Source organism: Patescibacteria group bacterium, assembly GCA_041661625.1.
GTDB lineage: Bacteria > Patescibacteriota > Patescibacteriia > JAHIZJ01 > JAHIZJ01 > JBAZUB01.
On record JBAZUB010000001.1, the window covers coordinates 1 to 14,693 of the forward strand.

The 14,693-nt window shown below is 50.9% G+C and carries 15 protein-coding genes; all 15 read left to right on the top strand.

Going from position 1 to position 14,693, the window contains the following annotated elements; translation table 11 throughout:
- A partial coding sequence (locus tag WC734_00005) for a FlgD immunoglobulin-like domain containing protein (GenBank protein MFA6197525.1) occupies positions 1-723 on the top strand: 723 nt, incomplete at its 5' end.
- Between the two features lie 151 nt (positions 724-874).
- Positions 875-1,342, top strand: coding sequence for an NUDIX domain-containing protein (locus WC734_00010; GenBank protein MFA6197526.1), 468 nt, complete (start codon positions 875-877; stop codon positions 1,340-1,342).
- Between the two features lie 62 nt (positions 1,343-1,404).
- Positions 1,405-2,010 (top strand): hypothetical protein, encoded by a 606-nt coding sequence (locus WC734_00015; GenBank protein ID MFA6197527.1) that lies wholly within the window; start codon positions 1,405-1,407, stop codon positions 2,008-2,010.
- Between the two features lie 204 nt (positions 2,011-2,214).
- Positions 2,215-2,976 carry a hypothetical protein gene (locus WC734_00020; GenBank protein ID MFA6197528.1) on the top strand — a complete coding sequence of 254 codons (762 nt, stop codon included), beginning with the start codon at positions 2,215-2,217 and terminating at the stop codon, positions 2,974-2,976.
- 175 nt (positions 2,977-3,151) lie between these two features.
- Positions 3,152-3,550, top strand: a complete 399-nt coding sequence (locus WC734_00025; protein MFA6197529.1) for a pilin — start codon at positions 3,152-3,154, stop codon at positions 3,548-3,550.
- A gap of 79 nt (positions 3,551-3,629) precedes the next feature.
- Entirely contained in the window at positions 3,630-4,514 is an 885-nt protein-coding gene (locus WC734_00030) for an alpha/beta fold hydrolase (protein MFA6197530.1), read from the top strand.
- 49 nt (positions 4,515-4,563) lie between these two features.
- Positions 4,564-5,754, top strand: a complete 1,191-nt coding sequence (locus WC734_00035) for a phosphoglycerate kinase (protein MFA6197531.1) — start codon at positions 4,564-4,566, stop codon at positions 5,752-5,754.
- A gap of 2 nt (positions 5,755-5,756) precedes the next feature.
- Positions 5,757-7,028, top strand: coding sequence for a phosphopyruvate hydratase (gene eno / locus WC734_00040; protein MFA6197532.1), 1,272 nt, complete (start codon positions 5,757-5,759; stop codon positions 7,026-7,028).
- Positions 7,028-8,623, top strand: a complete 1,596-nt coding sequence (gpmI, locus tag WC734_00045; protein ID MFA6197533.1) for a 2,3-bisphosphoglycerate-independent phosphoglycerate mutase — start codon at positions 7,028-7,030, stop codon at positions 8,621-8,623. The genes eno and gpmI overlap by 1 nt, the downstream gene beginning before the upstream one ends.
- A 15-nt stretch (positions 8,624-8,638) precedes the next feature.
- Positions 8,639-9,664 (top strand): carbohydrate kinase family protein, encoded by a 1,026-nt coding sequence (locus WC734_00050; GenBank protein ID MFA6197534.1) that lies wholly within the window; start codon positions 8,639-8,641, stop codon positions 9,662-9,664.
- Entirely contained in the window at positions 9,645-11,747 is a 2,103-nt protein-coding gene (locus tag WC734_00055) for an acetate--CoA ligase family protein (GenBank protein MFA6197535.1), read from the top strand. The genes WC734_00050 and WC734_00055 overlap by 20 nt, the downstream gene beginning before the upstream one ends.
- Positions 11,744-12,052, top strand: a complete 309-nt coding sequence (locus WC734_00060; protein MFA6197536.1) for a hypothetical protein — start codon at positions 11,744-11,746, stop codon at positions 12,050-12,052. The genes WC734_00055 and WC734_00060 overlap by 4 nt, the downstream gene beginning before the upstream one ends.
- Positions 12,049-12,504: an NUDIX domain-containing protein gene (locus WC734_00065; GenBank protein MFA6197537.1), complete on the top strand. Its 456-nt coding sequence runs from the start codon at positions 12,049-12,051 to the stop codon at positions 12,502-12,504. The genes WC734_00060 and WC734_00065 overlap by 4 nt, the downstream gene beginning before the upstream one ends.
- A gap of 48 nt (positions 12,505-12,552) precedes the next feature.
- Positions 12,553-14,259 carry a single-stranded-DNA-specific exonuclease RecJ gene (gene recJ, locus WC734_00070; GenBank protein MFA6197538.1) on the top strand — a complete coding sequence of 569 codons (1,707 nt, stop codon included), beginning with the start codon at positions 12,553-12,555 and terminating at the stop codon, positions 14,257-14,259.
- Positions 14,256-14,672 (top strand): ribonuclease HI family protein, encoded by a 417-nt coding sequence (locus WC734_00075; protein MFA6197539.1) that lies wholly within the window; start codon positions 14,256-14,258, stop codon positions 14,670-14,672. Before recJ ends, WC734_00075 begins: the two co-directional genes overlap by 4 nt.
- Positions 14,673-14,693: the final 21 nt, after the last annotated feature.

Consider the following 14,693-nt stretch of genomic DNA (forward strand, 5'->3'; position numbering starts at 1 on the left):
AGCTACATCGGCAACGGCAACTTCACCAGCGGGGTCGCTTGTTGGACTCCGCGCTACATCAATCTCCAGTGGCCCGGTTTCACGGTTCAGGACGACCACTCGGCTCGTCTGGATGTGAACGGTGGTCACAACTACTACGAGTACACCCTACTTCAACCCTGCGCTCCACTGCCGACGAACCGTCAATTGCAGCTTGACCTCACCCTCGGTGCCGCTTCACCCTGCAGCGTCTTCATCGCCGTGGGTAGTGAAGCCAAACACAACTTCCATCTCTGGAAAGGGTACGCGCTAAGACGGCTCGTGGACCTCCCGGTACACGAGACGATCACGGTGACGACCCCGAATCCAGTTGACACGCTCTACCTCTACGCTGGAAAGTCGACCAGCTCGGTGTGGGTGAAACAGATCAGTCTGAAGGACGGGGCTACACAGTCAGTAGCCGAAGTCGCGGGCGATCTGGTGCTGGCACCCAATCCCATGAAGGGGGCGGGTACGGTCATGCGCCTCACTCTCGAAACACCTGCCAATGTCCTAGTCGAGGTCTACAATGTCTCGGGACAAAGAGTCCGCGTGCTCTACGACGGGCGGCTTCAACCGGGACCGCGGTCAATCTTCTGGGACGGCCAGGACGAGCACGGCACCAGAGTACCCAGCGGTCTCTACTTCACCCGTTGCCGGATGAACGAACGGACGTATACCAAGACGTTGATCGTCGTCAGGTAGCGCCGCACCTTTTCACGTTCGCACGGGACACAATCCAATGTGTCCTTTTCTATTAACACCACACTTGGTCGATGGGCAATAATATAGTAAAATATAGCTGGCCACGCAAAGTTAATTAATACATCAGCGTTGCGTTGATTTATTTAAAGACATGAATATAAAAGATGGGTCGGTCAACATGGATTACCACGTTTCGCTGAAGCTTGTCTTGAAAAATAAGCTGGGCGAAGTCTTGTTATTGAAGGAGCCGGATGATAACTCAATGGCTGGGTATTATGATTTGCCGGGTGGCCGGGTTACCAGGGGTGAAATAAATACTTCGTTAAGAAAAATAATTAAACGCGAAATAGCCGAGGAAATTGGCAGCCAGGTTAAGTATTTGCTGAAAGAAATACCCGTGGCCACGGGTCGTCATGTTTATTATTCCAAGCGATCCCATCGTGATCAACATTTATTTTGGATAGTATTTGAGACCAAATATTTAGGCGGTAAAATAAACGTATCTTTCGAGCACAAAGAGTACGCCTGGATCAAGATCACCAAACGTAATTACCAGAAATATTTCATACGCGGGCCACTAGACAGTATGCATAATTACTTGTTTCATAAATTCGCGTAACTTTATTCTACGACGAAGGTGGAGTATAATTACAAACAACAATATAAATACTTAGAAATCCCATGACCAACCCCCGCCTTAAACCTATCTATGGCATCCTAATATTGCTGGTTTTTGGTGTCGGCGGAATACTGGGCATCTATTACACCAGTCAACAGGACGCGCTGACTAATCCGGCCGGGGTCAACTGGGATAAACAGCCCGCACCGGCCAGCTCGGAACTTCTGATATACGCTCAGAATGATCAACTATATAATGTGACCGAGCATTCAATGGCGGTATCCAGTCAGTTTAATATTGAGGATCTTTATAACCAGTCGTCCGAATGCGGTACCAATTTGACGCGCGAACACTTCGCAGCATTGTTGGCGCAATTTAATGCCGATCGCGGAACCCAATATGAGTTTCGATACAAAGGTTCTAGCCAGGAACCGGCGTACTGGCGAGTGGTGGTGCTGCCGAACCGTCCCGCCTACGCCACATTGGCGGACTTCCAAAATGACTTCAACATCTGCATTGCCGGGGGCGAGACCTATCCTACTAAGATTACCAGCAATAATCTAATGTTTGCCTCGAGTTGCGGTACGGGATTTGACGATGGATCGGGCGTACTGCACGGTTGTGGCATCATAAGAGAAGCGGTCGAGCCGACACTGCAAATGAAATAACAGATAATTAATATGTCAAACAACCTGCCATTGACAACGATGTCAGTTTTTGATAAGGTGTTGAATCAAATATGGTTCTTTTTGCATACCTCGATAGCGAAGTGACTGGGTAAAATATTCTAGTTACTTCGCTGTCGAGATATCCCGGCAATTAGCTGGGTACGACTGCGATGGAAGCACAGTCAGCCAAATTGGGAGGAGCCGATGTACATTAGAAAAGGGCAGATGCTGGCTCACGTTACCGACCAGGGCGGCTCAGTCACGTTCTGGGCGTATGGCGAACATACGCTACTCGGACCTATACGGCAAGTTCAAACTGCCGATGGGCTCAGATTACGTGGGGACTCGCATTGGTGTTTCCCCCAGCTGGGAAGGCCGCCCGCGGGTGAACTATTCCAGGGCTGGCCGGATCACGGACCGTTACGTCATCTAGGTATGAAGGTGTGCTGTAGCGATCAAAACGCCGTTAGCTACAGCGGTGAACTGCGTCTCGGCAGACAGCCCGGGTGGATTTGCGACCTGAGAACTATCAACAGGCTGACTCAAGAATACGAAGACGTAGAGCCGAATATGCTGGAAGTCAGGTTGGGGATCAAGAATATGTCACAACAGACTGTTCCTAGGATGCCCGTATTGCCGGCATTGCACTCATACCTCAACGTGGCTGGCGGAGCCGTACTGAAGATTGGTGGGCGGGCAATTGACTTCGGTATCGGTGCTTTCGGACCACTAGTTGTGCGTCGTGAAGTTCCAATCGTGCTGGAGCGGGCGATTGGTCAGGTGACCATCTGCCCCAGCAGCAACTGTGAATCGGTGGTGATCTGGACCGATCAAGCCAGTTTGTACTTGGGCGTTGAGCTCGTGTTCGGTGGCGCACCGGGATCATTCAACACCCCGGAGGGCTACACCATCGGTACTTTGGTGAATATGTACTGTACGGTCGCGTTCCAGTTCGTGCCGGCCTAGTCGATAGCCTCAAAGCGTTGATAGCGACGCGATGAGGCTTTTATATTTTGGGTAGCAAAATAGACCGGAACCCCAACAGCTCGGGATTGTCTTTGGCAGACAAGTAAGATTAACCCGGCATGTCCGATATACAATATAATACAGAAAAATCATTATTTATTGACGATAACATATTATGTCCATATTATATGGCTCTAATTTAAATCAGAACAGGCTAGAACTGCCTAGCCAAATCCATGCAAGCTCGTACGTATCGCCACACGCCGCCAGTATATCACTGGCGCTGAATGTAGAAGATATTACCAACGTCGGAGGGCAGTTGGGTTTGCCGACCAGCGATCCTGTCACAACGGTGTTGAATTTGATTCAGTACGCGCTCAGCCTGCTGGGAATAATCGCCGTGATAATGGTGATTATCGGCGGGTTTATGTGGCTGATGTCATTGGGTAACGAGGATCGTCTGGTCATGGCGAAACGGACTATTTCCGGAGCCATAGTCGGACTGGTTATTGTGTTGCCATCTTGGGCGATAGTCAGCTACATCATTAATGGCGTGAACACCGCGGCCAACTAGGCGCGCGATTTTAGTCGGCGCGCTTATCAACCAGACCGAAATCTGATAAAATACCCGTATTACCACAACGGTGCAAACAATGGGAATTCTGTACAAAGTCATTCGGGATATTGTAATCATCGTTGTACTAGCGGCGCTGGCTGTTTCGGGTTACACGTTTTTCAATCAATCCCATCCGGTTATGGTCAAAGATGACCGCAATCCTAGCCATACCAAGCTGGCTTTTGAAACTATCGACTTCAAAAGCACCGATGACAAGGCATTAAAGGGCTGGTTTATCCCGGCTACAAACCAGGATGCCGGTCCCAAGCCGACCATTGTGGTGGCGCACGGATTGAGCCTGTCGAAAGCCCAGTCGCTCGACTGGTCATACTATCTGGCCGATCAATACAATTTGTTTTTGTTCGATTTCCGAGGACATGGAGAAAGCGCTCCGTCAGTCACTACGTATGGTGACAAGGAAACCAAAGATCTGATTGGCGCGGTCAACTATGTCGCCAGTCGTAACGACGTGAATAAAGATCGGATCGGTGTCTTCGGTTATGATATGGGTGCCAGTGCCGTTTTACTGGGCGCCCGAGATTTACCGAACGTGAAGGCGATCGTGGCCGATAGCCCGCGCGCCCGGTTGAGCGACGAATTTTGGCATTGGTTCGATCAGTACAAGATAGCGCGGCGACCCTTGACAGTGCTGGCTGAACTCTGGTCAATTGCGTTCCGCGGGTCCAATCCGTATCTGGCCGCACCAGCGGACAAGATCGAGTCGATTAACCAGCCGATCTTTTTAATCGGAGCCGATGGTGATGAATTCGGGTCAGGTGCGACGGTTCGGGCGATGAAGCCACGGCTGCAAGCCGAGAAATCGCTCGTGTGGACGGTGGCGGGTAGTTATGAAACCCTGTTCAGCGGGCATCGAGACGAGTACAAACAAATAATAAGAGACTTTTTCAAAGATACTCTTTAAACTTCGGTGGCATTTGTTGATGGGGTCGGTTTTGTGTTATAATAAATTCGTGCCAACACCGACATTGAATAAATCCAAAATAAGGAATGCCCGCGTATTATATCGGGTGGCCTATGATGTGCCGCTAAAACAGCGGGGCAGCCATTTTGTGGTACAGGACGACTCCAGAATACGCGCATCATTGCCGACCTTGCGCTATTTAATACAACAACGCTGCAAAATCGTTATTCTGACTTGGGCCGGAAGGCCAGATGGAGAAGTGATTGAAAAGTACAAACTCGACCCAGTAGCCAAAAAGCTGACAGCTTTATTGCGCTACCCGGTCAAAAAGCTAAATGATTGCGTCGGACCAGCCGTATCATCAGCCGTGGCCGGAATGAAACCGGGCGAGGTAGTATTGTTGGAAAATGTCCGTTTTCATCCCGAAGAAGAGACTAAGTCGGTCAAGTTCATGAAGCAACTGGCCGCGCTGGGCGATGTGCAAGTTTTTGACGCTTTTGCCCAGGCGCATCGTAATGTAGCGTCGATCGTCGGTCCGCAAAAGTATCTTCCGACCGTATCCGGGTTCACGGTCGAACGTGAAGTGTCGACCCTGAGCCGGATGATGCGCCAACCCAAGCGGCCTTTCGTGGCCATTATCGGCGGTGCCAAGATCGAAGATAAAGTGGCGCTGGTGACGAAATTGCTGTCCATTGCGGATTATGTGTTACTGGGTGGCATGTCGGCCAATACAATTCTGCAGATAAAGGGTCTGCAGGTGGGAAAATCGCGGGTCAGCAACGAAGCGGTCAAAGTGGCGCGCCGGCTTGAATTGACCAATAATAAGCTGAAAATACCGGTCGATGTGATCACGGCCACTCGGATTAGTCCGTCAGAGCGAACAACTTTGCGCGCCGTCAGCAATGTAAAGTCCAACGAACTATTGCTTGATATTGGGCCAGATACGGTAAAACTGTATGCCAACATTATTAAACAAGCCAAAACAGTGCTCTGGAGCGGTCCGATGGGTTATTTTGAGATGCCGCAGTTTGCCAAAGGTACCATTGCGATCGCGCGAGCCATAGCTCGGATCAAAGGCGAGACGATTGTGGGCGGCGGCGACACTGAAGCCGCGCTGGAGCTTTCCGGCGTCGAAAAACGCATCGATTTCATATCCACTGGCGGTGGCGCCATGCTGGAATATTTAGCCGGTAAATCATTGCCCGGTTTAAAATACTTAAAATTATCAACCCATTCCTAAATATGTCGAATCTGAAGATCAAATCAATATCGGCGCATGAGATTCTTGATTCCCGTGGCGACCCAACCGTCCAAACAACTGTCAGATTAAACAACGGCACGACTGGCGTTGCCGCGGTGCCGTCGGGCGCGTCAAAGGGCTCAAGCGAAGCCTGGGAGTTGCGGGATGGTGACGCCAAGCGCTACGGCGGGCTGGGCGTGCTTAAGGCCTGCCATCATGTGAATACAATTATTTCAAAGACATTGGCTGGTATGAATCCAGCTGATCAGCGCTTGATCGACCATCGAATGATTGAGCTGGATGGCACGGTCAACAAGTCACGTTTGGGCGCCAACGCCATATTGTCGGTTTCAATGGCCGTGGCTAGAGCGGCTGCCCAGTCAAAATCGGAGCCGTTACACAAACGAATCGCCAGTTTAGCGCGTCTGACAAAAGTGCCGTTAAAAATACCCACGCCGATATTCAACGTATTCAACGGCGGCAAGCATGCCGACACCAACATTGATTTGCAGGAATTCTGGCTGGTGCCGGTTGGCCCCAAGTCAATCGCCGACCGGGTGCGACTCGGCGCCGAAGTTTTTCACGCTTTGAAAGACGTGATCCATAAAGACGGCCGGGATACCGACGTGGGCAATGAGGGCGGTTACGCCCCCACCGTCGATCGTACCACCCAGGTATTTGATTGGATGATGACTGCCATCCGGTTGGCTGGTTATCGTCCCGGGATTGACGTTGGTTTGGGTGTCGATGCCGGCTCGACGACTTTCTACAACCCTAAGCTCAATCGGTATCAACTATCGGCTGATCAGCGGAGTTACACTACGGCTGAATTAATCAAGCTTTATCAGCAGTGGGCGAGTAAATATCCCATCCGTTGGTTGGAGGATGGCTTGCGTGAAGGGGATTGGACCGGTTGGCGGCAGCTAACGGTGACGCTGGGTCGCCGGATGACCTTGATCGGTGACGACTTGTTGTGCACCAATGTTCGATTATTGCGGCAGGCGATTGACGCCAAGGTGGCTAACGCGCTGCTGGTGAAGCTCAATCAAATTGGCACGCTCAGCGAAACAATCGATGCCGTACTACTGGCCAAAAAAAATAAATATCAAGTATTCGTGTCGCACCGTTCGGGTGAGACCGCCGATGATTTCATTGCCGACCTAGCGGTGGGTATAAGAGCGGAGTATATCAAAGCCGGGGCACCATCCCGAGGCGAACGGGTAGTTAAATACAATCGACTGATGGCCATAGCTGACGAGTTAAAAAAGATCTAGTGATAAAGCCAACTGAAAAAAATACCGTACCCAGCAAACACCCGCACATTCCGGTGGTATTGATTATTATCGACGGCTGGGGTATCGCACCGCCGTCGCATTGCAACGCGGTGACCTTGGCGCACACGCCTAATTTTGAAAAGTTCCAGACCTATCCGCATACCCAGTTGCAAGCGTCCAGTAAATACGTCGGTTTGCCAGTCGGGCAGGATGGAAACTCCGAGGCCGGTCATATGAACATTGGCGCCGGCCGGATCGTGGATCAGGATGCCGTCGTGATTTCCAAATCAATCAATGACGGAACATTTTTCAAAAATCCGGCGTTTCATGAGGCAATCGGCCACGCCGAGCGCAACAAATCCGCCCTGCACATCATGGGTCTACTCAGCAGCAATCAGAGCGGCCACAGCGATCCTGATCACTTGCTGGCCCTAATAACTATGGCACAGGCTTCAAAAGTGAAAAAGGTATATCTGCATCTATTTACCGATGGACGCGATTCCCCGCAGTTCGCGTCTATTGGGTTGCTGCGGGAGCTGGATAAGCTGCTACAAAAAATGAATAATATTAAAATCGCCAGCATCATGGGGCGCTTTTACGCTATGGATCGCAAAAAGAAATGGTCGCGCACCGAGCGGGCCTATAATGCGCTGGTGATGGGTGAGGGTTTGAAAAAGAATAGTGGCGACGAGGCAGTGGTCGGAGCGTACAGTCGTGGAGAAAGTGATGAATTTATCCAGCCTACCGTACTACAGGAAAAGAACCGGCCGGCTGGGTTAATTAGCGACAATGATTCCATAATATTTTTCAATTTAAGATCCGATCGCGCGCGACAGTTGGCCAAGGCATTTGTGCAGACTGATTTTGTCGGTTTCAAGCGCCAGCGCGTATTAAAAAATCTGCGTTTCATAGCAATGACAGACTTTGGACCTGATTTAGATCACATTCTTACGGCTTATCCCAGCGTTGATCTGAAGGATACGTTGCCGGTCGCGCTGAAAAATTTTAGGCAACTGTATATTGCCGAATCGGAAAAGTATGCCCACGTTACATATTTCTTCAATGGCGGCTACGCCGACCCCGTAGCTCACGAGGACAGAATTATGATCCCATCACCCGATGTGGCCAATTATGCCGACAAACCGGAAATGAGCGCGAGACAAATTACTCAGGTAGTGGTGGATAATGTCAATCTGTCGGTGTATGATTTCATTTGTATAAATTTCGCGAATCCCGATATGATCGGGCACACGGGCAATATTAAAGCCTCAACATTGGCCATAGAAACAGTGGACGAATGCGTGGGCCAAATCTACCGATCCGTAATGGCCAAGAATGGAGTTATGTTTATTACGGGTGATCATGGCAATGCCGAAGACATGATAAATGAAACTACTGGCGAGGTTAACACCGAGCATTCGCTTAACCCGGTGCCGCTGTACATAATTTCCAATCGTTTTCAAAAATTGAAATTAAGGAAAGAGGGTGTGCTGGGTGATGTCGCGCCAACGATATTGGATTTATTCCGAATCAATGTACCGGCGGCGATGACCGGGCACAAGCTTACTATGTTTCCTAAAGGTCTTTACGGATAAATAACAAAACCAAATATGTTCCAGCGTACATTTGACGTTATTACAATCGGCGGTGCCACGCGCGATATTATGTTTTTTTCACCCGCCGGGCGGGTCGTATCCGACACTAGCCAGTCGGGCAAGTCAAAGCTTATTGGATTCAAGTATGGCGCCAAAATACTGGCCAAAGAGATTCATTTTCTGTTGGGCGGCGGCGGTTCCAACAGCGCAGTAGCCTTTGCGCGCTTGGGATTGCGTGTGGCCGCTTTTTTACGCGTAGGCCAGGATCGGGACGGTGACGCCATCTTAGCCGATTTGGTTGGCGAAAGGGTGGCAACTAAGTTTGTCGAACGAGATCAGAGATTGCGCACCGGCTTTTCATTTTTGGCCATTCAGGAGCCAACGATGGAGCATATTGCATATCTCTATCGTGGCGCTAACGATGCCATGGTCATGACCCAAGCCGAACTCAAACGCGCCCAAGCCAAATGGCTGTATGTCGCGTCGTTGGGGGAAGAACGCTGGCCGACCACGTCCGCCAATTTAATCGCTTATCTACGCACTCATCCGAAAGTCCAGCTGGCCTGGAATCCGGGGGAGAATCAATTGGCCAAGGGACGGCGCGGTCTGGCCGGACTAATGAAACACACCACAGTCTTTAACGTTAATCGAGATGAGGCCACTCAATTGGTGGCGGCCGATGGCTATCCAGCGCCAGGTCAATCGGTTGGGCAGATGCTGAAGATTATCCGCAGTTGGGGACCGCGCATCGTGTTGATTACCTGCGGACGCAAAGGATCATACGCGTTTGACGGACGAAAACGCTACTTTGAACCGATCAAGCCGTTTCCGGTGAAAGATACGACCGGAGCCGGTGACGCGTTTGGTTCCACTTTCGTGGCTGGACTGCAAATATATCGAAATGACATCGGTAAGGCTCTGCGGATGGCAACTATTAATTCTGGTTCGGGGGTGAGTCAGATTGGCGCCCAGCCGGGACTATTACGGCGGGCGAAACTATTAGAACTGGCCAAAAAATACTATGGCAAAACCTGGCAATAGCCGCAATAGTTTAGACGGTTTTTTCCGACCGCGCGTTATCGCCGTCGTGGGAGTATCCAATGAATCAAAAAAACTCGGCACTCAAATCTATCGCAATCTTTTAGCGGGGCGGTGGCACGGCCGGGTGGTACCGGTCAATCCCAATGCCAATAAGATTGGCACGGTGCGGTGCTATCCTAGTGTCGATCGGATTCCCGGCCGAGTAGATTTAGCTGTCATCGTGACGCCGGCGCCAACGGTTGCGACGATATTAACTAGTTGTGGTAAAAAAAGAATCAAGAATTGTGTCATCATTTCAGCCGGATTTCGTGAGACGGGCGTTGAGGGAAAAATCCGGGAGCAGGAACTAATTAACATCGCGCGGCGTTATGGTATCAAGCTGCTGGGGCCAAACTGTCTGGGATTCATGCACGCTGGTTCCGGCATCAACGCGACATTTGCCAGGCCGATTGAGCAAGTCGGTTCGCTGGCACTGATATCGCAATCCGGAGCCCTAGCCGTGGCGGTGACCGATTGGGCGCGCCGTTCCAGCGTAGGTTTTCGCGCCGTGATCAGCCTGGGCAATAAAGCCGGTTTGAATGAAAATGATCTAATCGATTACTTCGCGGCCGATCCCGGCACATCGGCGATTTTGTTATATCTCGAAAGCATAGAACATGGTGAAAAGTTTATGGCCACCGTGCGAGCCGCGGTCAAACGTAAACCCGTGGTCATAATAAAATCTGGCGAGAGCGAATTGGGTCAGCGGGCAGCCATATCTCATACCGGTGCGCTGTCATCACCGCGTGAAGTTGTCGCGGCGGCGCTGCGCCAGGCCGGTGCGATTCAAATTCACAGCGTCAAAGAATTGTATCAATTCGCTCAGGTAGGCGCGGTTAGTAGTGAACTCCAAGGAAATAATATTGCCATTGTTACAAATGCCGGCGGCGCTGGTATTATGGCCACGGATGCAATCGCAACTTCCAACTTGAAACTAAGCCAAGCCGACTCGACGACAATAAAAAAACTACGCGCCGGTTTACCGGCTGCGGCTAGCGTATCAAATCCATTCGATTTGGTGGGCGATGCCGACGCGGTACGCTATAAACTGGCTTTGAAAGTTATCGGCAGCGACCCGGCGGTGTCGGCCGTGGTGGTATTACTAACACCCCAAGTTGTTACCCAGCCGCTGGCCACGGCTCAAGCGATTATCGCAGTCGCCAAGAGATACCCCCTCAAGCTATGGGTAGCTTCTTTTCTCGGCGGTGAAAGCGTGGCATCGGCTCGGACTGCTTTGGCGAAAGCCGGCATACCGCATTTCGAATATCCCGAGGAAGCCATTTCGGCGATCGATATGCTCTGGCGGGCGCGGACAAACGGCCAATACCATGCTCCAAAGATTCAATCGGCCGTATCCAAGAAACCACTCAAGCAGACCGGGCTGATATTACCCAAGCCGGCCTTGGGTATATTGAAATCATACGGTTTCAACACGATTCCAACCCGATTTGCCAAAGACAACCACGAAGCCAAAGCGGCTGCCAAATCACTGCGCTACCCGCTGGTTCTAAAAATATCCAGCCAATCCATGATACATAAAGCGGCCGGTGGAGGCGTTTGGGTTGGTATTAAAAACGAGCACGAACTGCTGCGTACTTTAAGAATTGCCGAACGCCGATTCCCAGCTAAATATCGTCGCGGTATCGGCGAAGGCTGGTTATTGCAACACCAGATTCATAGCGGCGTTGAATTATTTCTCGGTGGACGGCGCGACTCGTCGTTTGGGCCAATGGTACTATTGGGCAAGGGCGGCGTGGACGTGGAAAAAAATAAAGCCATCACCATTGCATTTCCGCCATTCACTAGTGAATCATTACGGCGCCAGTTGAGTTTAGGTAGTGCCGGCCGTGATTTGATGCAATTCATTCACGAACAGCATTTAGATTTAATGGCCTATTTGACTGCTGCCTCCCACCTGGGACAATTATTACGTGAGCACAACGAGATATCCGAAGTAGACGTCAATCCTTTGTTCGTCGGGCCGGTGGGCGAGGGGACAAAAGCAGTCGATGCCCGGATTATAATTGGTGAATACAAGAAATGAAGATTGCATTTCAAAGAACATTTCGCGATACGCCGAGAAATTTAATGCGGGCTTGCGGCTACGCTGAGTTCTTTAACCGTCGAACGGGTGATATTAGTTACGTGCGACCGTTAAGCCGGGTGCGTTATCCGCAGTTTCACGTTTACATCAATGGCGATCCGCAAACGGGTATGGTGGTCAATTTGCATATGGACGCTAAACAGCCGACTTATGAGTCGGGCCACGCCCACGCCGGCGAATACGATTCACCAGTGGTAGCGCAGGAGGCGGCTCGGATTCGTTCGATAATCGAGGCTCGGTCATGACACAAACGCGGTATTTGAAAAGACAACATGGGCGATGGATACAAATCAGCGCCGGTGTTATCGTGACACGACCGGACTATCGAAAAGTACTGGTGATTAGGCCGATGAAGAGAAAAGACTGGGAATTTGCTAAAGGTAAATTAGAACCAAAAGAATCGCATATTGATGCGGCCCGGCGCGAGCTTAACGAAGAAACCAGTATTCGCAATGTTAAAATCCGTCCGCATTGGCGACAGAACATTGAATATCGTTTCGCGCTGCCTCATATTGGCTTGGTGCACAAAACGGTCACCTACTATTTAGCTACCACTCGGGATCGAGTCAGGTTATCGTCCGAACATGGGGAGTATCGCTGGGCAACGTGGTCGGAGGCGCGTTCGTTGTTGCGACACCGGAATTATCAGGATATATTAACCAAGGTAGAAAATACGCTAAGAATAGCCAAAAAGTAATCACGGTTCGGTTTTGCCTGGATAGGCGAACCATGTTAAAGTGTCTCTATGTCAAAACGTTGGGTTGTGGCCGATCAGATACCATTAGAAGTGCGTGATCAATTTCCGGAACTTCATCCGGTCATTTTGCAATTATTGCACAACCGGGGTTTGACGACAGACCAGGCGATGGACGAGTTTATGAAACCGGACTTTGGTCGGGACGTGCCGGATCCGTTCTTGTTTCGGGAAATGCGAGTAGCGGTGGATCGGATCAAACGGGCCATCTTAGAAGGCGAACCGATCGTGGTGCACGGGGACTATGATGCCGACGGTGTCAGCGGCGCGGCGGTACTGGTCAGCGCCTTGCAGATGGTGGCGCCGAAAAATTCGATCGAAGTTTACTTGCCCCACCGTGAGATTGAAGGTTATGGTTTGAATATGGACACGGTCAAAGAATTGGCGCGGCGTAAGACTAAACTGATCATCACCGTGGATTGCGGTACAACGAATGTAGAAGAAATCACCTCGGCCAATCAATTAGGTATGGATGTGATCGTTACCGACCATCATACGCCATCGCCCGAACGTCCACCCGCGATCGCGATTTTGAATCCTTGGTTACCCGATGAAACCTATCCGTTTAAACACTTGTGCGGCGCGGGCGTGGCTTTCAAGCTGGCCCAGGCGTTATTGCGCGAATACAACTTTGGCGAAGCGGAAGAAAAATGGCTGATGGATCTGGTGGCAATCGGTACCATTGCCGATTACGTACCGCTGATCGGTGAAAATCGCACATTAGTTAAGTACGGTTTGATAGTACTGGCCAAAACCCGCCGACCAGGATTGCGCCAGCTTTACTTGGTGATGAACATGAAGACCGAGGGACTGGACACGCGCACCGTCTCGTTTCAAATAGTTCCCCGAATCAACGCGGCTGGCCGTGTGGATCACGCCAATGCGGCTTATGAACTGCTGATGGCGCCGGACGATGACGCGGCGTTGGCAGCGGCTCAGAACCTGCATCAATTGAATCAAGACCGCCAGCGTATTACCGAACGGATCACCCAAGAGGCTCGGACGCAGATTGGCGTGGTCACGGATATGGATTATATACTATTCGCCCAGGGCGACGACTGGCCGGCCGGCTTGGTTGGGTTAGTGGCATCGCGGATCATGGATGAATTCAACCGGCCTACCATTATCATCGGTAAGCGGCAGGATCTGATCGTTGGCTCAGGCCGCTCGGTCAAAGAGTTCCATATCACCGAAGCGCTTCGTGAAGTGGAGCACTTGTTGAGCCATTACGGAGGACACCGTCAGGCGTGTGGATTTACTATGCGAGATGCCGAAATGGTCGGTAAGTTCAAAAAACTTATGTCCCAATTGGCCGTCCGTGATCTCAAATCAGCCGATCGGACACCAGAGCTGCAAATTGACGCGGCCATCGGTTTTGACCAGATAGACTGGCCACTGGTGGAGATGATCGGCCAATTTTCACCATTTGGTGAGGGAAATCCGGTGCCGGCATTTTTGACCGAACAGCTGGAAGTATTACAATGGGATCTGGTGGGCGCGGGCGGCAAGCATTTGCGGCTGACGGTACGCGACAATTCCATGACCACGCGCAAGATGATCGGTTTCGGATTTGGCAGCTGGGCGGAACAGCTTACTGGCGGCGATCGCTTGAGCGCCGTGTATGAGATTGGCGTGAACAGCTGGAACGGCAACCAGGAACTGCAGTTGAAAATCATTGATTTAAAAAAAGACGTATGACGCACGAACACGTGATCGCATTTACCGATGGCGGCGCGCGCGGCAATCCAGGGCCGGGCGGTGCCGGCGCGGTCATCTGCGCGCTTGATAGAACAACCGAGCTGGCTACCATTTCGGAGTACATTGGCGATGAGATAACCAATAATCAGGCCGAGTATCAAGCGGTTATATTGGCCTTGACCAAGGCGCACGAATTAGGCGCAACATTGGTGGATTGCTTTCTCGACAGCGAGTTGATCGTCAATCAGCTTAAACTGGAGTACAAGGTTAAGAATCAGGGTCTGCAACCCTATTTCGTCAAAGCCTGGAATCTGATTCAGCAATTCAAGACGGTGACATTTACGCACGTACCGCGCGAGAAAAATAAGCGCGCCGATCAATTGGTCAATCAGGCGCTGGATCGGCATTTATGATCCATTCGATTAATAGGGTGG

Excerpts from the sequence above, each read along its gene's own strand:
- WC734_00075 (MFA6197539.1), top strand. The coding sequence starts at position 14,256 with ATGACGCACGAACACGTGATCGCATTTACCGATGGCGGCGCGCGCGGC.
- WC734_00060 (MFA6197536.1), top strand. The coding sequence starts at position 11,744 with ATGAAGATTGCATTTCAAAGAACATTTCGCGATACGCCGAGAAATTTA.
- recJ (MFA6197538.1), top strand. The coding sequence starts at position 12,553 with ATGTCAAAACGTTGGGTTGTGGCCGATCAGATACCATTAGAAGTGCGT.
- WC734_00010 (MFA6197526.1), top strand. The coding sequence starts at position 875 with ATGAATATAAAAGATGGGTCGGTCAACATGGATTACCACGTTTCGCTG.
- WC734_00065 (MFA6197537.1), top strand. The coding sequence starts at position 12,049 with ATGACACAAACGCGGTATTTGAAAAGACAACATGGGCGATGGATACAA.
- WC734_00015 (MFA6197527.1), top strand. The coding sequence starts at position 1,405 with ATGACCAACCCCCGCCTTAAACCTATCTATGGCATCCTAATATTGCTG.
- WC734_00030 (MFA6197530.1), top strand. The coding sequence starts at position 3,630 with ATGGGAATTCTGTACAAAGTCATTCGGGATATTGTAATCATCGTTGTA.
- WC734_00055 (MFA6197535.1), top strand. The coding sequence starts at position 9,645 with ATGGCAAAACCTGGCAATAGCCGCAATAGTTTAGACGGTTTTTTCCGA.
- eno (MFA6197532.1), top strand. The coding sequence starts at position 5,757 with ATGTCGAATCTGAAGATCAAATCAATATCGGCGCATGAGATTCTTGAT.
- WC734_00025 (MFA6197529.1), top strand. The coding sequence starts at position 3,152 with ATGTCCATATTATATGGCTCTAATTTAAATCAGAACAGGCTAGAACTG.
- WC734_00050 (MFA6197534.1), top strand. The coding sequence starts at position 8,639 with ATGTTCCAGCGTACATTTGACGTTATTACAATCGGCGGTGCCACGCGC.
- WC734_00020 (MFA6197528.1), top strand. The coding sequence starts at position 2,215 with ATGTACATTAGAAAAGGGCAGATGCTGGCTCACGTTACCGACCAGGGC.